At 72.0% G+C, this 23,688-nt stretch carries 15 protein-coding genes; 8 read left to right on the top strand and 7 right to left on the bottom strand.

All coding sequences use genetic code 11. The annotated features are described in order from the left end of the window. Positions 1 to 59 precede the first annotated feature (59 nt). Entirely contained in the window at positions 60 to 1,778 is a 1,719-nt protein-coding gene (locus ACFXC1_RS27590; RefSeq protein WP_381247014.1) for a SpoIIE family protein phosphatase, read from the top strand. A gap of 3 nt (positions 1,779 to 1,781) precedes the next feature. Here ACFXC1_RS27590 and ACFXC1_RS27585 read toward each other — a convergent pair whose 3' ends face one another. Beyond that, a complete protein-coding gene (locus ACFXC1_RS27585; RefSeq protein WP_381247011.1) occupies positions 1,782 to 3,263 on the bottom strand; it encodes an MFS transporter in 1,482 nt (493 codons plus the stop codon). A 281-nt stretch (positions 3,264 to 3,544) separates the two neighbouring features. Here ACFXC1_RS27585 and ACFXC1_RS27580 point away from each other — a divergent pair, with 281 nt between their 5' ends. Continuing rightward, entirely contained in the window at positions 3,545 to 4,444 is a 900-nt protein-coding gene (locus tag ACFXC1_RS27580) for an amidohydrolase family protein (protein ID WP_381247008.1), read from the top strand. A 21-nt stretch (positions 4,445 to 4,465) separates the two neighbouring features. On the opposite strand, the gene ACFXC1_RS27575 is transcribed toward ACFXC1_RS27580, so the two are convergent. Continuing rightward, a complete protein-coding gene (locus ACFXC1_RS27575) occupies positions 4,466 to 7,882 on the bottom strand; it encodes a BTAD domain-containing putative transcriptional regulator (protein WP_463294343.1) in 3,417 nt (1,138 codons plus the stop codon). Positions 7,883 to 8,037: 155 nt separating this feature from the next. Between ACFXC1_RS27575 and ACFXC1_RS27570 the strand changes: the two genes are divergently transcribed. Together ACFXC1_RS27570 and ACFXC1_RS27565 are read left to right on the top strand one after the other, a co-directional pair. Then, positions 8,038 to 8,736 carry a hemerythrin domain-containing protein gene (locus tag ACFXC1_RS27570; protein WP_381247006.1) on the top strand — a complete coding sequence of 233 codons (699 nt, stop codon included), beginning with the start codon at positions 8,038 to 8,040 and terminating at the stop codon, positions 8,734 to 8,736. After that, on the top strand, positions 8,733 to 9,650 hold the full coding sequence (locus tag ACFXC1_RS27565) for a pyridoxamine 5'-phosphate oxidase family protein (protein WP_381247003.1): 918 nt from the start codon (positions 8,733 to 8,735) through the stop codon (positions 9,648 to 9,650). The genes ACFXC1_RS27570 and ACFXC1_RS27565 overlap by 4 nt, the downstream gene beginning before the upstream one ends. 7 nt (positions 9,651 to 9,657) lie before the next feature. Here the strand turns inward: ACFXC1_RS27565 and ACFXC1_RS27560 are convergent, their stop codons facing one another. Both ACFXC1_RS27560 and ACFXC1_RS27555 read right to left on the bottom strand, forming a co-directional pair. After that, the gene (locus tag ACFXC1_RS27560) at positions 9,658 to 11,118 is read right to left on the bottom strand and encodes a glycoside hydrolase family 76 protein (protein ID WP_381247000.1); all 1,461 of its coding nucleotides are present in this window, start codon (positions 11,116 to 11,118) and stop codon (positions 9,658 to 9,660) included. Between the two features lie 33 nt (positions 11,119 to 11,151). Continuing rightward, a complete protein-coding gene (locus ACFXC1_RS27555) occupies positions 11,152 to 12,765 on the bottom strand; it encodes a glycoside hydrolase family 27 protein (protein ID WP_381246997.1) in 1,614 nt (537 codons plus the stop codon). Positions 12,766 to 12,969: 204 nt separating this feature from the next. Here ACFXC1_RS27555 and ACFXC1_RS27550 point away from each other — a divergent pair, with 204 nt between their 5' ends. After that, positions 12,970 to 14,139, top strand: a complete 1,170-nt coding sequence (locus tag ACFXC1_RS27550; protein ID WP_381246994.1) for a glycoside hydrolase family 76 protein — start codon at positions 12,970 to 12,972, stop codon at positions 14,137 to 14,139. A gap of 2 nt (positions 14,140 to 14,141) precedes the next feature. Here ACFXC1_RS27550 and ACFXC1_RS27545 read toward each other — a convergent pair whose 3' ends face one another. From ACFXC1_RS27545 to ACFXC1_RS27535, 3 genes are all read right to left on the bottom strand, one after another. Next, positions 14,142 to 15,173 carry a LacI family DNA-binding transcriptional regulator gene (locus ACFXC1_RS27545; protein WP_381246991.1) on the bottom strand — a complete coding sequence of 344 codons (1,032 nt, stop codon included), beginning with the start codon at positions 15,171 to 15,173 and terminating at the stop codon, positions 14,142 to 14,144. Positions 15,174 to 15,330: 157 nt separating this feature from the next. Next, positions 15,331 to 15,720, bottom strand: coding sequence for a type 2 periplasmic-binding domain-containing protein (locus ACFXC1_RS27540; protein ID WP_381246988.1), 390 nt, complete (start codon positions 15,718 to 15,720; stop codon positions 15,331 to 15,333). 146 nt (positions 15,721 to 15,866) lie between these two features. Next, the gene (locus ACFXC1_RS27535; protein ID WP_381246986.1) at positions 15,867 to 16,016 is read right to left on the bottom strand and encodes a hypothetical protein; all 150 of its coding nucleotides are present in this window, start codon (positions 16,014 to 16,016) and stop codon (positions 15,867 to 15,869) included. Between the two features lie 246 nt (positions 16,017 to 16,262). Here ACFXC1_RS27535 and ACFXC1_RS27530 point away from each other — a divergent pair, with 246 nt between their 5' ends. The 3 genes from ACFXC1_RS27530 to ACFXC1_RS27520 are packed head-to-tail and all read left to right on the top strand — an operon-like array spanning position 16,263 to position 23,608. Beyond that, positions 16,263 to 17,798 (top strand): acyl-CoA carboxylase subunit beta, encoded by a 1,536-nt coding sequence (locus ACFXC1_RS27530; protein WP_381247752.1) that lies wholly within the window; start codon positions 16,263 to 16,265, stop codon positions 17,796 to 17,798. A 57-nt stretch (positions 17,799 to 17,855) separates the two neighbouring features. Further along, positions 17,856 to 19,607 carry a fatty acyl-AMP ligase gene (locus ACFXC1_RS27525; protein ID WP_381246983.1) on the top strand — a complete coding sequence of 584 codons (1,752 nt, stop codon included), beginning with the start codon at positions 17,856 to 17,858 and terminating at the stop codon, positions 19,605 to 19,607. Beyond that, entirely contained in the window at positions 19,604 to 23,608 is a 4,005-nt protein-coding gene (locus tag ACFXC1_RS27520) for an acyltransferase domain-containing protein (protein WP_381246980.1), read from the top strand. The genes ACFXC1_RS27525 and ACFXC1_RS27520 overlap by 4 nt, the downstream gene beginning before the upstream one ends. Positions 23,609 to 23,688: the final 80 nt, after the last annotated feature.

Raw genomic sequence — 23,688 nt, 5'->3', positions numbered from 1 at the left:
GGGGCGGTCCGGCGAGCGGCCCGGCTCCGGTCCCGCCGCCGGATCCTGGATGGGACCGGGTGCCTCTCGCTCCCGGACCGCAGACCGACCGGCTCCAGTACCTGGACGTGGCGACCCGGCGGATCGCCCGCGGGATGGACCTGGACGAGACACTGCGGGAGCTGCGGTGGGCGGCGGTACCCGCCTTCGCCGACGCGATCGTCATCCATCTGCACGATCCGCTGCCCGTCGGGGACGAGAAGTCGGCCGCGCCCGTGGTCCTGCAGCTGCACAGCGTCGACCGGGCGCCGGAGACGCGGACCGCGCTGCTGATGCCGCACGCCGAGTACGCGGACATGACCGAGCGCGTGCAGCCGGTGCTCGACGGACGGCTCGCGAAGCTGCTGCTGGCCGGGCAGCCGGCCTTCGGCGACGCGGACGACATCGGGCCCGCCGTGGCCGAGCTGCTGGGGCCCGCCGCGAGCGCGCCGGGGACACTGCCGCCCGGCCGCCGGCTGATCATCGCCCCGCTGCACGGCCGCCACCACGTGATGGGCACGGTCGTGCTGCTGCGCCGCCCCGGCCGTTCCGTGTTCACCGGCGACGACCTCCTCGTCGCCTCCCAGCTGGCCACCCACACCGCGATCGGCGTGCAGAAGGCGGTGATGTACGGCCACGAGGCCTCCGTCGCGGACACGCTCCAGCACACGATGCTCCCGTCCTCGCTGCCGGAGCCGACCGGCGTCCAGCTGGCCAGCCGCTATCTGCCCGCGTCGAAGACCGCGCAGGTCGGCGGCGACTGGTACGACGCGATACCGCTGCCCGGCAACCGGGTCGCGCTGATCGTCGGGGACGTGATGGGCCACTCCATGACCTCGGCCGCGATCATGGGCCAGCTGCGCACCATCGTGCAGACCCTCGCCGGCCTCGACCTGCCCCCGCACGAGGTGCTGCACCACCTCGACGAACAGGCCCAGCGGCTCGGCAGCGACCACATCGCGACCTGCCTGTACGCGATCTACGACCCGATCTCGCACCGCCTCCTCATGGCCAACGCCGGCCACCCGCCGGCGGTGCTGCTGCGCCCGAACGGCCACGCGGAGGTCCTGCGGGCGCCGCCGGGCGCCCCGATCGGCGTCGGCGGAGTCGTCTTCGAGTCGGTGGAGATGCCCGCGCCCACCGGCACCACCCTGGTGCTCTACACCGACGGCCTGGTCGAGTCCCGCGACGTGGACGTGGGGACGGGTGTCGAGGCCCTGCGCACCCACCTCCAGTCCACCCCCCGGCACGGGCACCGCCTGTCCTCGCTGGAGCGGCTGTGCGACCGCATCCTCGCCGCACTGGCGCCGGGCCCGCGCGACGACGACATCGCGCTGCTCACCGCCCGCTTCGAGGGCTTCCCGCCGGACAGCGTCGGTTACTGGCATCTCGACCCGCATCCGCTCACCGCGGGCCAGGCCCGTCGGCTGACCCGTCGGGTGCTGCGCCGCTGGGGCCTGGACGCCCTGCTCGACAGCACGGAACTCATGGTCAGCGAGGTCGTCACCAACGCCGTACGGTACGCCTCCCGCCCGATCTCCCTACGGCTGCTGCGCACCGACGTGCTGCGCTGCGAGGTGACCGACGACTCTCCCCAGGTGCCCCGGATGCGGGAGGCGGGACCGGGCGACGAGGGCGGTCGGGGACTGTTCCTCGTGGACCGGCTCGCGCAGCGCTGGGGGGCGACGCGGCTGAGCGCGGGCAAGGTGGTGTGGTTCGAGCAGCGGATCCCGAAGGTGCCGCCGTATCAAGGGAGTTGACGCTCAGACCGGTCCGACTCCCGTGCCGCCCCTCAGGCGTTCCAGGTCGGAGGGACGGACCTGGATCACGACTACGGCGATCAGCGCGGCGACCACGGTGAAGATCGCAGCCACCACGAAGGCTGCCGAAACACCGGAGGTGAGGACCTGGTCGCCCCAGATGCCTGGGAGCTGCCCGGTGTGCCGGAAGCGGAGGCGTTCGGCCGGGGTCGCCTGGGAGAGGAACGCGGGGATCTGGTCCTTCGCCTCGTTCCTGCTGGCCGTGCCGAACATCGTCACCAGGATGGAGAGACCGAGTGAACCGCCCACCTGCTGCATGGCGTTGAGGAGTCCGGAGGCCGCGCCGGTCTCCTGGACGGGGACGTCGGAGAGCGCCATCAGGGTCAGCGAGACGAACTCCATGCCCATGCCCAGGCTGAACACCAGCATCGGGCCGAGGACACTGCCCGCGTAGGTGGAGTGCACGTCGGTCAGCGTCAGCCAGGACAGTCCCCCGGCGGCGAGGAGCGCGCCCACCACCATGAACGGCTTGGGCCCGTAGGTCGGCAGGAACCGCGAGGCCAGGCCGGCGCCGACCGCGATCACGGCACTGACCGGCAGGAAGGCGATGCCGGCCATCAGCGGGCTGAAGCCCAGCACGTCCTGCACGAAGAGCGTGAGGAAGAAGAACATGCCGAAGATCGCGGCGGCGAGACAGAGCATGATGCCGTACGTCCCGGCCCGGTTGCGGTCGCGGAACATGTGCAGCGGGGTGATCGGCTGCCGGGAGCGCCGCTCGACCAGCACGAACGCGGCGAGGACGACGACGGCCGAGCCGAACGAGGCCAGGGTGAGCCAGTCGCTCCAGCCCTCCTGCGCGGCCCGGATGAAGCCGTAGACCAGCAGCACCATGCCCACGGTCGAGGTCAGCGCGCCGGTGATGTCGAAGTGGCCCGGGTGGCGTTCGGACTCGCGGATCCAGCGCGGGGTGGCGAGGACGATGAGCAGTCCGATGGGCACGTTGACGAAGAGCACCCAGCGCCAGTTCAGCCACTCGACGAGGATGCCGCCCATCAGCAGCCCGATCGCGCCGCCGCCCGCCGAGACACCGGCGAAGACGCCGAACGCCCGGTTGCGCTCCGGTCCTTCGCGGAACGTCGTGCTGATGAGGGCGAGGGAGGTCGGCGAGGCGATGGCACCGCCGACGCCCTGGAGGGCACGGGCGGCGAGGAGTTCGCCGGAGTTCTGGGAGAGCCCGCCGAGCAGGGACGCGATCACGAAGAGCAGCACGCCGAACACGAACACGCGCCGCCGGCCGAGGATGTCGCCCGCCCTGCCGCCGAGGAGCAGCAGCCCGCCGAAGGTGAGGGTGTAGGCGTTGACGACCCAGGCCAGGCTGGTGGTGGAGAACCCCAGCGCGGTCTGGATGTGCGGGAGCGCGATGTTCACGATGGTGATGTCGAGGACCACCATCAGCTGGCAGGAGGCGATCACCAGCAGCGCCATGGTGTTTCCGCCACCGCCCGTGTCCCGGGTGGTGGCGGTCTGCGCTGGGGAGACTTGCCGAGGGCCGCTGCTCATGGTGCTTCGCACTCGCGAGAGGACGGTGGACGGTCACGCCCACCGGATGCTCACCGTTCGACGGTACGCCCGGCCCCCGCTCCCCACCACTCGATCATCACCGGCCCAGCGGCTGGGTTCACACATGACAGGACATGGGGAGAGACCATGAGTGACCTCGAGATCGTCGTCGACGGCACACTCAACGCCTCGGCGGGAGGAGCGACATGACCAACGTCGACGTGCACCAGCATCTGTGGACCCCTTCGCTGGTGACGGCTCTGCGCGGCCGCCGCGAACCGCCTTATCTGGACGGCTGGACCCTGTTCCTGGACGGTGAACCGCCCTTCGAGATATCGCCCGGAGACCATGACGTCGCCCGTCGTGCGGAGCTCGCCGCCGCCGACGGTCTCGACCGGGTGCTCGTCTCGCTGTCGGCCCCGATCGGCGTGGAGTGGCTGCCCGCCGCCGAGGCACGACCGCTGCTCGACGCCTACCACGACGGCGCGGCGGCGCTGCCCGAGCCGTTCGGGGCCTGGGCCGCGGCCTGTGTGCGGGACATCGACGCGACGGCAACCGCCAAGGACCTCGACCGCGGCTTCGCCGGTCTCCAGCTTCCCGCGAACTCCCTTGCGGACGCGGCCGGTTACGACCGCTGCGCCCCGCTCCTCGACCTGCTCGAAGAACGCGACCTCCCCCTCCTCGTCCACCCGGGGCCCGCGGTGGGCTCTTCGGCGAACCCCGGCTGGTGGCCCGCGATGGTGCCGTACGTCCAGCAGATGCACGCCTCCTGGTACGCCTTCCACGCCTTCGGCCGGCCGCGCCACCCGCGCCTGCGGGTGTGCTTCGCCCTGCTGGCCGGACTCGCCCCGCTGCACGGGGAGCGGCTGGCCGCCCGGGGCGGCGGACCGGGGCGCGCCGACGTCGGGGTGTTCGTCGAGACGTCGTCGTACGGCCCGACCGCCGTCAAGGCGACCGTCCGCGCGCTCGGTGTGAACGCCGTGGTCCAGGGCTCGGACCGGCCGTACGCCGAGCCGCCGCGGTATCCGGGTCATGGGCTGGGCGGAGCGGCGGCGTACGCCTTCCGCATCGCCAATCCGCGCAGGCTGTTGACCGGGCAGGGGTGAAGGGCCGCCGCCTCGCCCTTCCTACGTCGCGAAGGTCCGGCGGCGCGCCCGTTCTGCCGCCAGGGCCGCCATCGCCTCGCGGGCCCGGTCGGCCAGGTGGGTCGAGCCCCAGGTGAGGGCGGTGTGCTCGGCCAGGGTGTAGTGGTCGGCCGCCGGACCGTCCTCGCCCAGGAGGCGGTAGAGGTCGGCGAGAGCGTGGGCGAGGGGGCGGGTCGCGTAGGCGGCTCCGGCCGCGCCGGCGAGCTGGTCGCGGACCGGCAGCAGCTGCGGGACCAGTGCCGACGCCAGGTCCAAGTCGCCGTGCAGCACCGCGAGTTGGGCCCGGAAGTCGAGCTCCAGGCCGTACAGGTGGTCCGTCACGGGCTCCGGCGGGCAGCGCACCGCGAGTGACTCGTCCAGTCTGCCGAGGCGGGCCAGGATGAGGGCGAGGGCCACTCCGCAGGGGGCGCCGACGGTCTCGTACACCTTCCGCATCACCGGTTCGATCTCGGCCACCCGGTCCTGGGCGAGCCGGATGGTGGTCAGTCCCAGCGTGTGCAGTCCGCGGGCGTGGTGGGAGCCGACGCGGCGCAGCAGGGAGTCGGCCTCGGCGTACCCGGCCTCCGCCGCGTCGAAGCGGCCGACGACCGTCGCCAGCATGGCCGAGGTGGCGACGCCCAGGCTCTGGGCCCACACCATGCGGTAGCGGTGGGCGAGTTCGAGTCCCCGCGCGGTGTGCCGGCGTACCGCTGCGGGGTCGTTGAGCGTGCCGGCGGTCATGCCGTCGAGGTGTTCACAGATCCAGCGGTAGGCGGGCAGGTCGTGCGCGTGGGCGAGGCGGCGGAGTTCGGCGACCAGCGGGGTCCGCGCGGCGGCCTGTGTCTCCAGCGGCAGGAGTCTGGCCGAGGTCATCAACGCGGCGGCGAGCAGGCGTGGTTCGCCGTTGGCGCGGGCCAGCTCCAGTTGGGTGCGGGCCGCTTCCAGGGCGTGGGGCGCGTGCTCGGCCGCCACCGCTTCGACGTAGACCTGCAACACCCGTGCGCGGGTGGGGTCGTCGAGGCCGGGATCGGCTGCGAGCCGTTCCAGCCGATCCAGTGTGGTGCGGTCGGAGAAGCCCTCCAGTCTGCTGCGCCAGGGCGAGGGTTCGGTCCAGGCGCCGTAGACAGCGGCCACCAGGTCGCCCCGGTCGGCCTGTTCGGCGAGTTCGACGGCGCGCTGCCGGGTGCGGCGGGCCGCTTCGGTGGAACCGGCCCTGATCTGTGCTCCCAGCAGCCGCACCAACAGGCCTACGGTGTCGTCCAGTTGGGTCGGGTCGTTGGCCGCCGCGCTGGTCTCGATCGCCTGCTGGATCAGGTCCACGGCGACGTCGTGTGCGTAGCGCCGTTCGGCCGCCTCGGCGGCGCGGAGCGCGTAGTCGACGGCGAGGGGCGCGTGCGCCGTGCTGCCGGAGTGGGCGAAGTGGTGGGCCAGGGCGGCGAGTTCGTGCGGCCGGTGGCGGCGCAGCGCCTGCGCGACGCGGGCGTGCAGGCGGGCCCGTCGTATGCCGGACAGGTCGGTGTACACGGTGTCGCGGACCAGCGCGTGCACGAACCGGACGCGTCCGGGGCCGGACTCGGTCAGCAGGTCCGCGGCGAGGGCGGCTTCGAGGCCCTCCAGCACCGTGTCCTCGTCGGTGTCGGCCGCGTCGATCAGGACGCCCGCGTCGGCCTCCAGGCCCACGACGGCGGTGAGCCGCAGGGCCGCGCGGGCGGTGGCGGGCAGCAGGGCGAGCCGTCTGCGCAGGACGTCGCGTACGCCCTGCGGGACCTCGGAGACGGCCACGAGAGCCCCTTCGCTGGCGAGCAGCCGTGCGCTCTCCAGGAGGTAAAACGGGTTGCCGCCGGTCCGTTCGGCGAGGGCGGTGACCGTCCACGGGTCCACGGGTTCGCCGCACACGGCGTCGACGACGGTGGCGATGTCGTGCGGGCGCAGACCGGTCAGTGGGACGCGGCGCGGTGCGACGAGGGCGAGGTGGGCGAGGGTCTTGGCCAGGTGCTCCCCCGCCTCGGCGGGCCGGTAGCTGGCGACGGTGAGCAGGGGTACGCCGGTGACGGTGGACGCGGCCTCGAGGAGGGCGAGGGTCTCGCCGTCGGCCCGGTGGAGGTCCTCCAGGACGACGGCGAGCGGGAACTCACCGGCCGCCGCGCGGAGCCAGGCGGCGAAGGCGCGATGCATCCGGAAGCGGCCGGCGGTCGCCTCGTCCCGGGTGGTGGCGGTCGCGGTGTCCTGCTCGCGCAGCAGTACGGCCAGTTCGGCGGGGCGGGTGGGCGGCAGTTCGCGGGCGAGCGCGCCGAGCGCCTCCGTCCAGGCCCAGGCGGGCGGCGCGCCCTCGTACTGGGGGCACCGCCCGACCACCACCGTCCACCCGGCCGACCGCAGCCGACCCTCGGCCCGGCCGAGCAGCGCGGACTTGCCCACCCCGGCCTCGCCGGTGACGAGCACGACACCGCCCCGCCGCCGGGCGGCCCGCGCGGCGGTGTCCACCGCGTGCAGTTCACTGTCACGGCCCACGAAGAGGGTGGCCCCGGTGCGTGGTTCACCGCTGTGGGTCGGGACGAGGCCGGATTCCCCGCCGAACTCGCCGGTCGCGTGCCGGTGTTCGCCATGCCTGGCGACCAACGCGCCCGGCTCGGCGCGCAGTTCACGACGGTGCGGCACCTGCGCGCGCAGCACGTCGAGCCGTCCGTTCAGTACCGCCTGTTCCAGTTCGGCCAGTGCCGGGCCGGGGTCGCAGCCGAGTTCCTCGCGCAGCACCCGGGTCGCGCCCCGCAGTGCGGCTAGGGCGTCGGCCTGTCGTCCGCAGGCCCACGTGGCGAGGGCGAGCAGCCGCCATCCCTCCTCCCGCAACGGGCTTTCCCGTACGAGGAGTTCGGCGGCCGGAACCGCCTCGGCGGGGCGGCCGGTGTGCAGATCGGCGGCGACGGCGAGTTCGCGGGCCTCGGCGCGCAGCGCGGTCAGGCGGGTGACTTCCGGCTCGGCCCAGGCCTCGTCCGCGTGTTCCGCGAAGGCCGGGCCCTGCCACCAGGCGAGCGCCTCGGCGAGCAGCGCGCGGGCCTCTTCGGCCGGGGCCCGCCGGGCGCGGGCCACCCAGGTCTCGAAGCGCCAGGCGTCCACCGCGTCCTCGGGAAGCCGCAGGGCGTAGCCGGGCGGCGAGGTGACCAGCACGGTCGCCGGGGTGCGCGGCGGCCGGCCCGGTTCGAGGGCTCGGCGCAGGTGGGACACGTAGGTGTGCAGGGAGACCGTGGCACGGTCCGGCGGTGCCCCGCGCCACAGCGCGTCCGCGATCCGGTCGACGGGCACGACGGTGCCGCGGGCCGCGATCAGCAGCGCCAGCACGGCCCGTTGGCGTGGAGCACCGAGTCCGACCGGTCGTCCCTCGTCATCGGCGCCCAACGAACCCAGGACTCGAATACGCAGCACGGCGCGGGAATCTACCCGAGCCGTGTCGAAGCCCGGTCAACGGACGATAAACGCCCTTCCCACAAGCCTGCGGCCGAGGGCGCCAAGTGAACACCAAGAGGGCCGCACGACCCTGGGAGGCTGTTGCCGATATCCGATCGTTGGAGCAAGCAAGCGTGTCACCCACCAGCACGACGGACGAACTTCCCACAGCCGAGCGTCCGTACACCCACGAGATGATCGTGGTCCACCGCGTCTTCCGCCGCGAGTCGGCGTATCTGCCCCGCCTGGTACGGGCCGTCCCCGACGGCGACACGGCCCGGGCGGCCAAGGTCGCGGAGCATCTGCGCGAGTACGTGGCGGGACTGCACAGCCACCACTCCGTCGAGGACGACCTCATCTGGCCGCACCTCCAAAACCGGGCGCCCGACGTCCAGTTGGTGGCCCACATGGAGGAACAGCACCAGCGCATCGACGTGAGCCTGACGGTCGTGACGGAGTGGACGGCCGCGTGGGAGCGGGCCGCGGACACCGTCGCCGGGGAGGAGCTGGCGCTCGCACTCGAGCAGCACTCGGCCGTACTGCTCGAACACCTCGCCGACGAGGAGCAGTTGGTGCTGCCCCTGGTCGCGGAACACCTGTCGGTCGAGGAATGGGACCTGGTCGGGCGCCGCGGTCTTGAACGCATCCCGAGGAACAGGCTGTTGATCGCGCTCGGCGCCATCCTGGAGGACGCCACGCCCGAGGAGCGGGCGTACTTCCTCGGCAGGACCCCGCTGCTCGGCCGGCTGCTGTGGAAGGCCGTCGGCCGCCGCCAGTACGCTGCCGCCTGCCGGGCGATACGCGGTCCGCTGGACGGGGAGCAGAGTCGATGACCCTTCTCGACTCCGCGCCGCTCGACGTCCTGGACGCCTACCGCACCTGCGAGTTCGTCACCCTCGGCCGCGACGGCACACCACTGGCCTGGCCGACCGCCGTACGGCGGCAGAAGGACGGCACGTTCCTGCTGAGCACGTCCCTGGCCTTCGCGCAGAAGGCGCTCAACATCCGCCGGGACGGCCGCGTCGCCCTCCTCTTCTCCGACCCAACCGGCAGCGGCCTCGACCACGCCCCGCAGATCTTCGTCGGCGGCCGTGCCGAGTGCCCGGACGAGATCATGACGGGCCCTGAGGGAGCCGAGGACTACTGGCGGATGCTCTTCGAGCGGCAGCCGCACAGCAGGGCGTATGTCTCCGCTCCCCTGCGGCCGTTGATGGCCTGGTACTACCTCCGGCTGCTGATCACCGTCACCCCGGACCAGATCGTCGTACGACCGCCGCTCCCCGCGTCGGACCAACAGGCCCCGGCGGCGGGGCATTCGCTGCCGGGCGCGGCCCAACTCGCCCGTTTCTCCACGGCGGTGCTCGCCGCGCGCGACGCGTCCGGGGCACCGGTGCTCGCCCGCACGCGGCCCGTACCGGCCGGGGACGGCTTCGCGGTCGAGGTGCCCGCCGACTGCGCGGCGACCGAAGGTCCGGCCTCGCTCCTGGTGCACCGGCACGACGAGAAGCTGAACAACATGCACAACGCCCTTGTCCGGGGCACCCTGAAGGCCGTGGACGGCGGCTGGCTGCTGGTTCCCGCCAAGGTGGTGGAACCCATGGGCACGGGCCGCCCGACCGACGCGATCCGCGTCCTGCGCGACACCCGCCGCGCCGCCGCCCGCTATCTGGAGCGACGCGGCCTGGCTCGCCCCCGGGTGCGGTGGGACGAGTTCAAGGCCTTGGCGGTGTCCGCGAAACGGAAGTGACGGGCCGTCAGTTCGCCGCGTTCATCAGGTCGAGCGCGCTCTGTTGCCGGGCCGCGTCGGTGGAGTCCAGCGGCCCGGCCCAGTGCAGCCCGTAAGCGTCAAGGGCGTTGCGGTCGTTCGCGTAGGCGGCGGTGGCCTGCCGCGCGATGTACGAGGTGTAAGGGCGGTCGGACAGACGGGAGTTGAAGGCACTCAGCCCCCGGATGTACGCCCCCTTGAACGACGGCCCGTCACCACCGCAGCCGCTCGCCTCGCACGGTTCCCGCAGGATGCCACCGGAGTTGAGGGCCGTCGACGCGGTCGAGGCGTCGCCGATCTGGCGGCCGGTGATGAGGAGGGTGGAGTCACCGGTCGCGCGGTACAGCTCCGACAGGCCGCCGAGCAGCACGCCTTGGTTGTACGACCATGTCGTGTCGCCGTTGTTGCCGCAGGTCGCCAGGTTGATGCCGTCGTTGACCAGATGGGAGCCGTTGATCATACCGGTGCCCTTGAACCACGACCACTCGGCGTTGGCGCGACCGAGGTACGCCGTGTCGCCGGCGATGCGGTTGTGCAGGGCCGCGTTCAGCTCCAGGTAAAGGGAGTTGGCGATCGCGTTCTTGTAGGTCTTCGCGGTGCTCCACCACACCCCGCCGCCGCAGGTCGAGTCCCAGTAGCGGGCCATGTAATCGGCGTCCGCGCGGGCGGTGTTGAGGTAGCGGGAGTCGCCGGTCAGGTCGTACGCGTCGACCCACGCCAGTCCCCACCAGCCGGTGTCGTCGATGTAGTCGTTGGTGAAGTTGCCGCCCTGGGCGGAGAGGTTGCGGTCGTAGGTGTTGGCGATGGCGTACTTGTAGCTGCCCATTCCGGTGACGCGGATGTTGTCGATGACGGCGGTCAGGGCGTTGGCGGAGTTCCACCAGCCGGTCGTGTCGAAGAGGCCGGTGCCCAGGTTGTACGACTGCATCAGCGCGGTGGCGGCGGCAGTTGCGCGGCTGCCCGCGTTCCACGTCGTCCGGGCCCACTGCGTACAGGCGATCTCGGCCCGGTCACCGGCCTTGCCGCAGGTGCGCAGGGCTCCGACGCCGAGGGCGTTCCAGTCGTCGACGTTGTACATCAGGGTGCGCCAACCGCCTTGCCCCGCAGGGATGGTGGTGTCGCCGAGCTTGCTGCCCGAGCTCCAGGTGCGGCCGCCGTCGAAGGAGCGGTCGAGCCAGACCTCGTCACCGGGGCTGCCGTTGGTGATCGAGGCCCAGCCCATCGCGTCGGTGTCGTCGAAGTGCAGGGTGAGGGTGCGGGAGTAGATGGTGGCCGACACCGGCTGCCGGTCCACCGGGGACAGGGCGGGGTCGCGGGCGTCGCAGTACTTGTTGCAGATCGTCGCCTCGGCGGCGGCGGTCGCGACGCCGGTGGACACCGGCGCGAACAGGGCCAGGGCCGCGATCAGACCGGTCCCGACTCGCTTGACACGTCTGGCAGTTGAGTTCATGCCGGCTCCATCGAGGTGGGGGGTTGCGGATGGTCAGCCCAGACGCCACTGCTGGTTGGCGCCGCCGTTGCAGGTCCAGAGCTCCAGCGCGGTGCCGTTGACGTTGCCCGCGGGCTGGTCGCCGCCGGTGACGTCGAGGCACAGGCCCGACTGGGTGCCGGTGATGGTGCCGTTCGGGTTGAGGGTCCATTTCTGGTTGGCGCCGCCGTTGCAGGTGTAGAGCTGCACCTTGGTGCCGTTGCTTGTCTGGTTGTTGTAGGCGTCCAGGCACTGGGTGCCGCCGTAGAGCCGGAGTTCACCGGCGGAGGTGATGGTCACGGCCTGGTTGGTGCCGCCGCCGCAGTCCCAGATCTCGATCTTGGTGCCGGGGGTGGTCTCGCCGTTGTAGGCGTCGAGGCAGCGGTTGGAAGAGGCGCCGATCAGCGGGTGGGTGGTGCCGACGCTCGTGCCGCTGCCGGCGGAGACCCGGTACATCACCGAGCCGTGGCCGGGAACGCTCGCCGAGATGGTGCCGGTGGTGCTGCTGATCACGTGCGACCAGAGGTTGTTGAGCTTGTACGAGGACGCCGAGGGGAGGCCGGCCGCCGTCGCCGAGGTGGTGATGGTGGCGGCGGAGGAGTTCTCGTTGAAGAGGACCACCGAGACATCGCCGTTGGCCAGCGGCTTCGAAAGGACGTGCAGGCCACCGGAGTTGGAGATTTCCGTGCCCTGCTTGCCCAGGGAGTCCTGGTCGACGGCGATGACGTCCTTGTTGCCGTAGAGGGAGAGGGTGGCGGCGGTGGCCTTGCGCAGGTCGGTGCCGGCGATCAGGGGCGCGGCCATCTCCGACCAGAGGCTGAAGTGGGTGCGGTCCTCGGTGAACGACATGCCGTTGCCGACTTCGAGCATGTCTGGATCGTTCCAAGCGCCCGGCTTGGCGTACGCGGCGAGCTTGACGTCGGCCTTGTAGATCGACACCACGGTCGAGAAGTTGACGTTGATGTCGTCGGTGGTGCGCCAGCTGTTGCCGACGCCGGCGCCCCAGGTCCAGACGTCGGCGAGGCCCCAGTTGCAGAGACTGTAGACGATCGGGCGGCCGGTTGCCGCGAGGGCGTCGCGCATCGCGGTGTAGCGCTGCTGGTCGGGCACGTTCTGGTGGTTGCAGTTGTCGTACTTGAGGTAGTCCACGCCCCAGGCGGCGAAGCTGTTGGCGTCCGTCTGCTCGTGGCCGAGGCTGCCGGGGTAGCCGGCGCAGGTGGCGGTGCCGGCGCTCTCGTAGATGCCGAGCTTGAGGCCCTTGCTGTGGACGTAGGCGGCGGTGCCGCTGATGCCGTCGGGGAACTTGACCGGATCGGGGACGAGTTGGCCCGCCGCGTTGCGGGCCGAGGTCATCCAGCAGTCGTCGATGTTGACGTACTGGTACCCGGCGTCCTTCAGCCCGGAGGAGACGAGGTAGTCGGCGGTCTGCTCGACGAGCTGCTCCGTGACGTTGCAGCCGAAGACGTTCCAGTCGTTCCAGCCCATCGGGGGCGTCCGGGCGAGGCCGTTGTCGAGGGCCCGGGCAGGCGGTGCGGCGCGCAGTACCAGCAGGGCCGGGACGAGGGCCAGCAGCAACGCCATGGTGAGGGCGGCGCTCAGGCGTCTCTTGAACGGTGCCGGAACGGTCATGTCGAGGTCTCCTGCTTCGCCGTGGGGGGCTGCACGAACTCACCGCTGGAAACGTAACCATCGCGAGGGTTCCACCCGCCGGGTTCGCCCGTCAATGGTCCGGACCAGAATGCCCCGGCCGTGAACTGCCCGTGCCGTCAGAGGCGTTGACGGCCTCATGAGTCGTTGGCAACGTTTCCATCACCCGCACCCTTGGAGGCCACCATGTCCCTGCGCCCCTCCCGGCGAGTGATGATCGGTTCCGGTCTGGCCGCGCTGACGGCGACGGCCGTCCCACCGGCGGACGCGGCCGAACGGCCAAGCTCCGCAAAGGCGTTGTCCCGCGCGAGAGACGCGTACTCCGCGCTGAGAAGACACTTCGACACGACCGACGGCTCCGGGCTCGTCCGCGAGCAGATCCCGGCAGCGGGCGGCGACAACCCGTACTCGTACGAATGGCCCTTCTCGCAGGTGCACATCGCCGCCCTCGATCTCACCGCCGTGGACGGGGAGTTCGAGCCGGAACTGTCCCGACGGGCGGCGGCGCAGGAGCACTACTGGAAGCCCGGCGGAGGCACCACCGGTCTTCCCGGGTATGCCTCCTATCCCGTCGCGCCGTACGGCTCGGGCGGGGACATGTTCTACGACGACAACGAGTGGGTCGGCCTGGCCAAGGTCCAGCGGTATCTGCAGACCGGGGATGCCGCCGCGCTGGCCCGCGCGAAGGAGATCTTCGCCCTGGTGCGGTCCGGCTGGGACTCCGACAGCGGTCATGCCGCGCCGGGCGGGGTCTTCTGGACGCAGGCCGACTGGAGCCACGACCGCAACACCGTGTCGAACATGCCGGGCGCCCAACTCGCCCTGCGCCTGCACCAGATCACCGGCGAGGCCGACTACTTGGACCGGGCGAAGCGCTTCCACGACTGGACGAACGCGCATCTGCGGAGCCCAAGTGGCCTGTATTGGGACCACCTCGACCTTCAGGGGACCGTCGAGAAGACCTTCTGGTCCTACAACCAGGGCGTGCCGGTCGGTGTGGCGGTGCTGCTGTACCAGGTCACCCGGCACCGCGCCTATCTGCGCGAGGCGGAGCGGGTTGCCGCCGCCGCGTACGCCCACTACGTCACGCAGGGGCGGCTGTTCACGCAGCCCGTGTTCTTCAACTCGATCTTCTTCAAGAACCTGTTGCTCCTGGAGTCGGTGACCGGGAAGGACACCTACCACCGGGCGATGGCCGACTACGCCGACCAGGTGTGGGACACGATGCGGGATCCCGCCACCGGACTCGTGCACTTCGACACGGCCGGTGGCACCCAGGCGATCCAGCAGGCGGCACTGGCGCAGCTCTACGCCGTGCTCGCCTGGCCGCGTGCCAAGTGGCGGACGCTGTACTGACGTCAGGGGTGCCCGATCTCCCCCGTGCCGCGCGCGATCAACTCGACCGGGAGGACGGTACGGCGGGACGGCGCGTCGTCGCCGTTGATCCGGTCCAGGAGCAAGTTGGCCGCGTGGCGGCCGAGTTCCTCGGTGTCGGAGGTGACGACGGTGACCGGGGTGGGCAGCATGTCGGCCAGTTTGAAGTCGTCGAAGCCGACGATCGCGACGGAGGTCTTCAGCTCTCGGCAGGCGCGCAGGACTCCCTCGGTGAGGAAGCCCGTGGTGGAGAAGACCGCGGTGGGCGGGTTCGCGGAGGTGAGCAGGGTGCGGGTGGCGGCCTCGGCCTCCTCCGTGGTGCCGGCGCGCAGGGTGACGACCAGGTCGTTGTCGGGCTCGATGCCGCTGCGGCGCAGCGCCTTGCGGTAGCCGCGCAGCCGGCGGCCGGTGCTGTAGTAGGAGGGCGCGACGAGGATCGCGATCCGGTCGTGGCCCTGGTCGACGAGGTGCTGGGTGGCCTTGCGTCCGCCCTCCTCGTTGTCGACGAGGACGACATCGGCCTCGGCGCCGGTGGCCGGGCGGTCGACGAAGACGATGGGCACGTGGTCGTGGCCGTTGATCTCGTTGAGGAAGGCGTGATCGCCCTGGTCGGGGACGATGATGAGCCCGGCGACCCGGCGTCCGATCAGCTCGCCCACGGCCCGGCGCTCCACCTCGGGGTCCTCGTCGGCGGTGCTCAACAGGACTGCGTAGCCTGCCTCGTTGGCGACGTCCAAGGCGGCCTTGGCGAGGGAGGCGTAGAACGGGTTGGTGAGGTCGCCGAGCAGCAGGCCGATGGTCATCGAGTTCTGGCCGGGGCGCAGGGAGCGCGCGATCTCGTTCCGCTGGTAGCCGATGGCGGTGATCGCCGCGTTCACGCGCTCGGCCGTCTCCTCGCGGACCGTGCCGACGCCGTTGACGACGCGGGAGACGGTGACGACCGCGACTCCGGCCCGCTCGGCGACGTCGCGCATCGTGGGCCTGGTGTTCTGGCTGTGCGGGGGACGACTTCTCACGTGAGGTGAAGACCAACCTTCCATCGCGTACCGGGGGCCGGGACCGTTCCAAGGATACGTTTCGGGTCCCGGCCCGCCGCTCGGCCTGCGGCCCTGACCGTTGCTCTTGATCACGTCGTTGATCTTGCCGGTCATCGTCTGGAGGCCGGAGAACGGCTTATTGCCATTGAGGGTTGGACTGGCCGGCCCACTGGGTGGTGAAGCGGACGCCGATGGCGGTCGGTGTGTTCAGGCCCGCCTTGACGGTGGACGCGACGGTCGTCAGACCGGCCTTGTCGAGGGCGCCGAAGTAGGCGCTCTGCGCGGAGAGATAGGCCGGGGCCGCGACCGGGGAGTCGGGCAGCACCTTGGTCCACACGGTGGAGTCGAGGTATTTGAGGACCTTGAAGGTGGCGTCGGCGTTCTTGGTGTACGACGGGGTGCAGATGCCGACCGCGTCGTAGAGGGTGGCCGCCTTGGTCTGCTGGGGAAGCGGCGCAAAGCCGTACTTGATCTTCGGCTTGTCGGTGAGGAAGCCGGCGGCCGGCCACTGGCCGCTCCACAACATTGGGATCTCTCCGGCGGGCCTTACAGCGCCTCCCTCGGCGTGCAGTTTCGCGGCGTCGGCGAACATCTGGTCCCAGGTCCAGCCGGCCGCGGGCACGGTGAGGCCGGCGGCCTTGAAGGCGACGCCGGGTAGACGGACGGGACCGGTTAGGCCGTCACGGTCCCCGCCGCGGCCTGTGCCGGGTGCGCTGTTCCCAGGAGTGCCGCCCCGCCGAGCAGGAGTGCGGTGAGTGCGAGGGCCAGGAGGCGGCGGAGGGGGCTACCGGCTCCGACGATCGGCGTCAGTGGTGATCTCATCCGGTGTCCTCCCGAAGGGCAACGTTTCCATTGCCATGACAGCACATTGGCCTGGACCACGGAACCCCCCAGCCCCTGCCGCCTCCTCGCCGATCCGTTGTCACCTCAGGACGAACCTCCGTCGCCCGGGACTCAACTCCCGCAAACAGAACGGCGATCCTCCGGTCCCTCGCCGAATCGCTGCCATATTCGAGAACCACTTCGGAGGTGGCTGTGACGCTAGAGGCGACGACATCCCTGACGGCAGTGACACCCGCGGCGGACCGCACCGCCGGACGCATCGCCGACCTGGAAGAGCGACGGGCGCGGGCGATGGTCGCGGGTGCGCCGAGAAGACACGGGGCGCTCGGTGCGCGGGAGCGGATCGAACGGCTGCTGGACGCGGGCTCGTTCGCGGAGACCGGTGTGTTCGTGCGGGCGAGAGCGGTAGGGGACGGTGCCCAACGGCCTTACGGAGACGGGGTCGTCACCGGGTACGGCACAGTCGACGGGCGGCCCGTCTGTGTGTTCGCGCAGGACTCGACCGTCTTCGGCGGCAGCATGGGCGAGGCCTTCGGCGAGAAGACCGTGGCGCTCATGGAACTCGCCCTGAAGACCGGGTGTCCGGTCGTGGGACTCAACGACTCAGGGGGCGCCCGCATCCAGGAGGGCGTCAACTCCCTCGCGCTGTACGCCGAGTTGGTGCGCCGCAATGTGAAGGCGTCCGGGGTGATCCCGCAGATCTCCGTCGTCCTGGGACCGTGCGCGGGCGGCGCCGCCTACTCCCCCGCGATCACCGACTTCACCGTGATGGTGGACGGCGCCTCGCACATGTTCGTCACCGGCCCCGACGTCATCGAGGCGGTGACCGGCGAGCGCACCACCGCCGAGGAACTGGGCGGCGCCCGCACCAGCAACTCCGTGAACGGCAACGCCCACTTCCTCGCCGCCGACGAGGAGGACGCGCTCGACACCGTACGCGACCTGCTGTCGTACCTTCCCGCCAACAACCTGGAGCGGCCCCCCGAGTACGCGCCCGGAGCCGTCGCAGCCGGAGACCCGCTCGATGAGGTCGTGCCGGACCGGCTCGGCCACGTCTACGACATGCGGGACATCCTGCGCGCGGTCGTCGACGACGGTGAACTCCTGTACGTCCAGGAGCTGTTCGCGCCGAACATCATCTGCGCGCTGGCGCGGGTCGAGGGGGCGAGCGTCGGGGTCGTCGCCAACCAGCCGCTCCACTCGGCCGGGGTCCTCGACATCGACGCCTCCGAGAAGGCCGCGCGGTTCGTGCGGTTCTGCGACGCGTTCGGCATTCCGCTGCTGACCTTCGCCGACGTCCCCGGCTATCTCTCCGGCGTCCACCAGGAGCGGGGCGGCATCATCCGGCGCGGCGCCAAACTCCTGTATGCGTACGCCGAGGCGACCGTCCCCAAGGTCACCGTGGTGGTGCGCAAGGCGTACGGCGGCGGCTACGCGGTGATGGGCTCCAAGCATCTCGGCGCCGACCTCAACCTCGCGTGGCCGACCGCGCGGATCGCCGTCATGGGAGCGGAGGGCGCCGTGGGGGTGCTGCACCGGCGTGAACTCGCCGCGGCGGACGACCCGGAGGCGCTGCGGGCCGGCCTGGTCGCCACGTACGAGGCCACGCACGGGACTCCGTACCTCGCCGCCGAACGCGGGTACGTCGACGACGTCATCGCGCCGCGCGACACCCGCGCCCATGTCGGCCGCGCGCTGCGCGCGCTGCGGGGCAAGCGCGCCCCGATGCCGGAGCGGCGGCACGGCAACATCCCGCTCTGACCGCCGAGTTCACCTCCCCCCTTTCACGCCCCCCGCTGTTCGTGAGGAGCCCGTCCGATGGACAGTCGTCGCCCGCCGCTCGCGCCCGCGTACCGGACCCTGCCCGAGTACGTGCGGCACTGGGCCGAACTCACCCCGGAACGCCGGGCGTTCACCTTCGTCGACCATCCAGCCCCCAACTCCCTTGGTGTGCACCGCACATTGACCTGGCAGCGACTCGATCTGCGCGTACGGGCACTGGCCGCCCGGCTCACCGAGCAGGCCGAACCCGGAGCGCGGGTCGCCCTGTTGTGCCCGCAGGGCACGGACTACATCACCGGATTCCTCGCGGCGCTGGCCGCCCGAATGGTCGCCGTACCGCTGTATCCGCCCGGTCTGCCGGGGCAGGGCGACCGGCTCGTCGGAGTGCTGGGCGACGCGCGCCCGGCCGTCGTGGTGACCAGCGGCCGGGTGCTGGCCGAGGTGACGGACTTCTGCGAGCGCGCGGAGGTGCCGGTCCTCGCGGCGGACCGCGTGCCCGACACCGCCGCCCTCAACTGGCGTGCGCCGGAACCGGATTCGGACGCGACCGCCTATCTCCAGTACACCTCCGGCTCGACCCGGGCTCCGGCGGGCGTGGAGATCACCCACGCCAACGTCGTCGCCAACGCCCGCCAGGCGCTCGCCGCTTACGGCGCGGACGCGCATCCGGTGACCTGTGTGGGCTGGCTGCCGCTCTACCACGACATGGGGCTGGTGCTGAGCGTGGCGGCCCCCGTCGTACGCGGGGTGCTGTCCGTCCTCATGGACCCGACCGCGTTTCTGCACGAACCGGCGCGCTGGCTACGGCTGTTGGCCGCGCATCCGCGCGCGCTCAGTGCCGCGCCGAACTTCGCCTACGACTACTGCGCCTCCGCCGTCACCGAGGCGCAGAAGGAGGGGCTGCGGCTGGACGGGGTCGCCGCGCTGATCAACGGCAGCGAACCCGTCCGGCCCGGCACCGCCGACCGCTTCCACGCCGCGTTCGCCGCCCAGGGGTTGGCGGCGGAGGCGCACTGTCCGTCGTACGGGCTCGCCGAGGCCACCGTGTTCGTCAGCGCCGCCCGGCCCGGCCGGCCGCTCGGCAGGTTCGCCCTCGACCGGGACGCCCTCGCCGCCGGGAAGGCGCTGCCCGCGCGGCCCGAGGATCCGCGGGCCGTGCTCCTCGCGGGGTGCGGAACGCCGGTGGGGCAGCGGGTGCGCATCGTCGATCCGGTCGCCCATGCCCTGCTGGCCGAGGGGGAGGTCGGGGAGATCTGGGTGCAGGGCGCCAATGTGGGGCGCGGCTACTGGAACAACTCCGCGCAGACCCGCCGGGTGTTCGGCGCCTCGCTCGGCGCGGACGCGCCGGGCGGCTGGCTGCGCACCGGTGATCTGGGGACCGTCCTGGACGGGCAGTTGATCGTCACCGGCCGGCTCAAGGACCTCATCGTCGTCGACGGCCGCAACCACTATCCGCAGGACGTCGAGGCCACCGCGCAGGACGCGCATCACGCCGTACGACGGGACCGGCTCGCCGCGTTCGGGGTGCCGGGAGTTGCGGGCGGTGCGGGCGAGCGGGTGGTGGTCGTCGCCGAACACACGCGGGGCACCAGCCTCGCCGACCTCGACGTGCCGGCCCTGACACGTGCCGTGCGCGCGGCCGTCTCCGCCCGGCACGGGCTGCGGCTCGCCGATGTCGTCATGGTCGCTCCCGGCACCGTGCCCCGCACCTCCAGCGGCAAGGTGTCACGGACCCTGACCCGCGCCCGGTATCTGGAGGGCGACTACGCAACGGAGACCGCGGGATGACCGCCGCCGGCGAGAGCGGGGCGCTGGAACGGTCCATGCCCGGCGACGAGAACGCGCTGCGGCTGCGGATCGTGGAGCGGGTCGCCGAGTGGTACGGCATGCCGGCGCGTGACGTGGCGACGGACCGGCCGCTGGTCGAACTCGGCATGTCCTCGCGCGACGCGGTCGTGCTGGCGGGCGAGTTGTCGCTGCTGACGGGGCACGAACTGCCGGCGACGCTGCTGTGGGAGGCGCCGACCGTGGACGCGTTGGTGGCACGGTTGTGCGGTACGGACTCCCGGCCTTCGCCCCGTGGCGTCCCCACACCGGCCGTGCGGGCAGCGCCCGGCGAGCCCGTCGCGGTCATCGGGGTGGGTTGCCGACTGCCGGGCGGAGTGCACGGCCCGGACGCCTACTGGCAGTTGCTGATCGACGGAGTCGACGCGATCAGGCGTGTCCCCGAGGACAGATGGGGCGACTTCACGCCGTTCCCGCCGGCCGAAGCACCCTTGTACGGCGGCTACTTGGACGACATCGCCGGGTTCGACGCCGACTTCTTCCGCATCACCCCGCGCGAGGCCGCGGTGATGGACCCCCAGCAGCGGATCCTCCTGGAGGTCGTCCGCGAGGCGCTCGACCACGCCGCCGTCCCGGCCACGGCCCTCGCGGGCACGGCCACCGGCATCTATGTCGGCGTCTCGGCCCCGGAGTACGGCCGCCTCACCGTCGCCGACGCGCACGCCGTCGACCCCTGGGCCCCGGCGGGCGCGGCGCTCAGTGTGACGGCGGGCAGACTGGCATACGTCCTGGACACCCACGGCCCCAACATGGCGGTGGACACGGCCTGTTCGTCCTCCCTGGTCGCCCTGCACCAGGCCTGTGTGAGTCTGCGCGACGGCGAGACGGACACGGCGATCGCCGCCGGGGTCAACGTCCTGCTCTCCCCCTCCGTCGGCGTCGCCTTCGCCCGGGCGGGGGCACTCGCGCCGGACGGCCGCTGCAAGCCGTTCGCCACCACGGCCGACGGCATCGGGCGCGGCGAGGGCTGCGCGGCGGTACTGCTGAAACGGCTGTCCGACGCCGAGCGCGACGGTGACCGCGTCCTCGCGGTGATCCGCGCCACCGCCGTCAACTCCGACGGCCGCTCGGGCGGCCTGCTGGCCCCCAACCCGGCCGCGCAGCAAGCCCTGTTGGCCACGGCGTACGGGCGGGCCGGACTCGCCCCGGCCCACGTGGACTACGTGGAGGCGCACGGCACCGGTACCCCGCTGGGCGACCCCATCGAGGCGGGCGCGCTCGGCGCGGTGCTGGGCGCCGACCGTGACCGTGAACAGCCTTTGCTGCTCGGCTCGGTGAAGGGAAACCTCGGCCATCTGGAGTGCGCGGCCGGTCTCGCCGGCCTGGTGAAGACGGTCCTCGCCCTCCACCACGACCTCGTCCCGCCGTCGTTGCACGGCACCTCCCTCCCCGACGCACGGCTACGCCTGGTCACCGAGCCCGAACCCTGGCCCCGCTACGGCGGTACGGCCACCGCGGGCGTCTCGGGATTCGGCTTCGGCGGCACCAACGCCCATGCCGTACTGGAGGAATGGCGACCGACCGTGCCTCCGACCGAGAAGCCCGGGGGAACGTCGGCCGCCCGCCTCCATCTCCTCTCCGACCTCGACACCGACCGGGTCCGCGACACCGCCGCCCGGCTCGCCGCGTGGTTACGCACGCCCGCGGGGAGCGCGGCCCGCCCCGCCGACGTGGCCCGCACGCTCGCGGGACGCACCGGGCGCGGGCCGGTACGCGCAGCCGTCGTCGCCGGCGACGGGCGCGAACTGGCCGACGCGCTGGGCACGTTGGCGCAGGGCGCCCAGGACCCTCGGGTGGTCACCGGCGACCGCGACCGGGTGGGGCGCGGTCCGGTGTGGGTGTTCTCCGGATACGGCAGCCAGTGGACCGGCATGGGACGCCAACTTCTCGCGGAGGAACCGGCCTTCGCCGCCGCCGTGGAGAAACTCGACGCACAGCTCTCCGACGTCTTCGGCTTCTCCCTCCGCGCACACCTGGCCGCCGCCGGACCGCTCGACCGGCTCGAGGTGTCCCAACCCGTCCTCTTCGGCACCCAGTTGGCGCTCGCCGAGCTGTGGCGGTCCTACGGCGTCGAACCCGCCGCCGTGATCGGCCACTCCCTGGGCGAGGTGGCCGCCGCGGTGTGCGCGGGCGCGCTGGACGTGGTGGACGGGGCGCGGGTGGTCGCCGTACGGGCCCGGCTGCTCGGTGGGCTGCGCGGGGGCGCGATGGCCGTGGTGGACCTGGAAGACGGTGAACTGCCGGATCTGGAGCGGGACTTCCCTGGCGTCCAGGTCGCCGTGCACTCCTCGCCCCGGCAGAAGGTCGTCACCGGTGACGAGGTGGCGGTCGCCCGGCTGGTGCGGCGACTGGAGAAACGTGGGCGTGCCGCCCGGGCCATGCGGGTCGTCGGCGCCGGGCACTCGCCCCAGGTGGACCCGCTGTTGCCGGAGCTGGTCGAGGCCCTCGCGGACCTCCGGGGACGGTCGCCGCGTGTCCCCGTCTATTCCACCGTCCTCGAAGACCCGCGCGGTGCCGGCGAGTTCGGCGCCGAGCACTGGGCCGCCAACCTGCGTCGGCCGGTGCGACTGGACCGGGCCCTGGCGGCGGCCGCTTCGGACGGTCGTACCGCCTTCGTCGAGATCTCGCCGCATCCGGTCCTGGCCGGGGCCATCACCGACACCGTGCCCGGCGCGCTGGCCGTGGGCACACTGCGCCGTGACGCGGCCGGATCCACTGCGTTTCTGGGGGAGTTGGGTGCTCTGTACGCAGCGGGGTTGCCGTTGCCGGTACCGGCCGGGCGGGTCGTAGACCTTCCGCTGCCGCGCTGGCGGCATGTCCGGTACTGGTGGACGGACGGGCGGGAGCGTGTCACAAGGGACCGGCCGCCGGGACCCTACGTTGCCCCAGAGCCCGCGCCGGCTTCGGTGGCCGCCCGCGTCAGTCACCACATCGCCACCGTTACCGGTCATCCCACGGCCCGCCTCACCCCCACCACCGCGTTGGCCGACCTCGGCCTGGATTCTCTGCTGGCCGTCAGGATCCGTACCGCACTGGACCGCGAGTTCGGGATCGAACTGCAGCTGCGCGACCTGTTCGACGCCGCGACGATCGACGAAGTGGCAGACCGGATAAGGCAGTTGACGGACGAACCGTCCCCGCTCCGCACACTGCGCGCAGGCGGCGCGCACGCCCCGCTCTTCCTCTTCCACGCCGCGGGCGGCACCACCGACGTCTACCGCGCAATGGCCCAACACCTGGGCGACGACCGGCCGGTGCACGGACTCGACCGGATCGAGGACGCCCGTACGGTGTCGGAGAAGGCGCGGCGCTACACCGAGGTGATCACGGCACTTCACCCCAACGGGCCGTGTGTGCTGGGCGGTTGGTCCTTCGGCGGGTTCCTCGCCCAGGAGACGGCACGCCGGCTGGTCGCCGCCGGGCGGGACGTCGAACTCGTCGCGCTCATCGACTCCGTACGCCCCCTCCCCGAGCCCGACCGTGTCCGCACCCACCTCACCGGTTTCGCCCGGCACATCGCCGACACGTACGGCGTCCAACTGCCTTTGCCATACGAAGAGTTGGTAGCGATGGACGACGACCGCGCACGCATCGACGCCGTGCTGCGCACCCTGCGCGGGGCCGTGCGGGTGCCGCCCGCCGCGCTGGAGCACCAGCGTGCCTCGTACCTGGATCTGCGGATCGGCGAGGCACACCAACCGGGCCGGTACGAGGGCCGGGTGGTGCTGTACCGGGCCATGGAACCTGCGCCGCACACCGTGCGCGACCCGGCGTACGAACGGGACGACGACGCGCTCGGCTGGGACGAGGTGTGCCCGCGCCTGACGGTCGTACCGGTGTCGGGGCACCACCTGTCGCTGCTCGACCCGCCGCACGTCGACGAGATCGCCGCCCATCTGCGGCGGGTGCTGGCCGCGCCGGGCGGAACCGCCGCACCGGCCTGAGGACCCGCCGACCCGACCGAGGAGCCGCCATGCCGCACCACCGCCCCGCCACACCGCAGCACCCCTCCGGAATCTCCCTG

Source organism: Streptomyces hokutonensis (genome assembly GCF_042751305.1).
Lineage (GTDB): Bacteria > Actinomycetota > Actinomycetes > Streptomycetales > Streptomycetaceae > Streptomyces > Streptomyces hokutonensis_A.
Note: the sequence above shows the minus strand (reverse complement) of the source record. Positions and strands in the feature narration are given on the sequence as shown.

Coding starts and splice junctions, on each gene's coding strand:
- ACFXC1_RS27525 (WP_381246983.1), top strand. CDS start 17,856: ATGGACAGTCGTCGCCCGCCGCTCGCGCCCGCGTACCGGACCCTGCCC.
- ACFXC1_RS27585 (WP_381247011.1), bottom strand. CDS start 3,263: ATGGCGCTGCTGGTGATCGCCTCCTGCCAGCTGATGGTGGTCCTCGAC.
- ACFXC1_RS27520 (WP_381246980.1), top strand. CDS start 19,604: ATGACCGCCGCCGGCGAGAGCGGGGCGCTGGAACGGTCCATGCCCGGC.
- ACFXC1_RS27540 (WP_381246988.1), bottom strand. CDS start 15,720: ATGTTGTGGAGCGGCCAGTGGCCGGCCGCCGGCTTCCTCACCGACAAG.
- ACFXC1_RS27535 (WP_381246986.1), bottom strand. CDS start 16,016: ATGAGATCACCACTGACGCCGATCGTCGGAGCCGGTAGCCCCCTCCGC.
- ACFXC1_RS27555 (WP_381246997.1), bottom strand. CDS start 12,765: ATGACCGTTCCGGCACCGTTCAAGAGACGCCTGAGCGCCGCCCTCACC.
- ACFXC1_RS27550 (WP_381246994.1), top strand. CDS start 12,970: ATGTCCCTGCGCCCCTCCCGGCGAGTGATGATCGGTTCCGGTCTGGCC.
- ACFXC1_RS27560 (WP_381247000.1), bottom strand. CDS start 11,118: ATGAACTCAACTGCCAGACGTGTCAAGCGAGTCGGGACCGGTCTGATC.
- ACFXC1_RS27580 (WP_381247008.1), top strand. CDS start 3,545: ATGACCAACGTCGACGTGCACCAGCATCTGTGGACCCCTTCGCTGGTG.
- ACFXC1_RS27565 (WP_381247003.1), top strand. CDS start 8,733: ATGACCCTTCTCGACTCCGCGCCGCTCGACGTCCTGGACGCCTACCGC.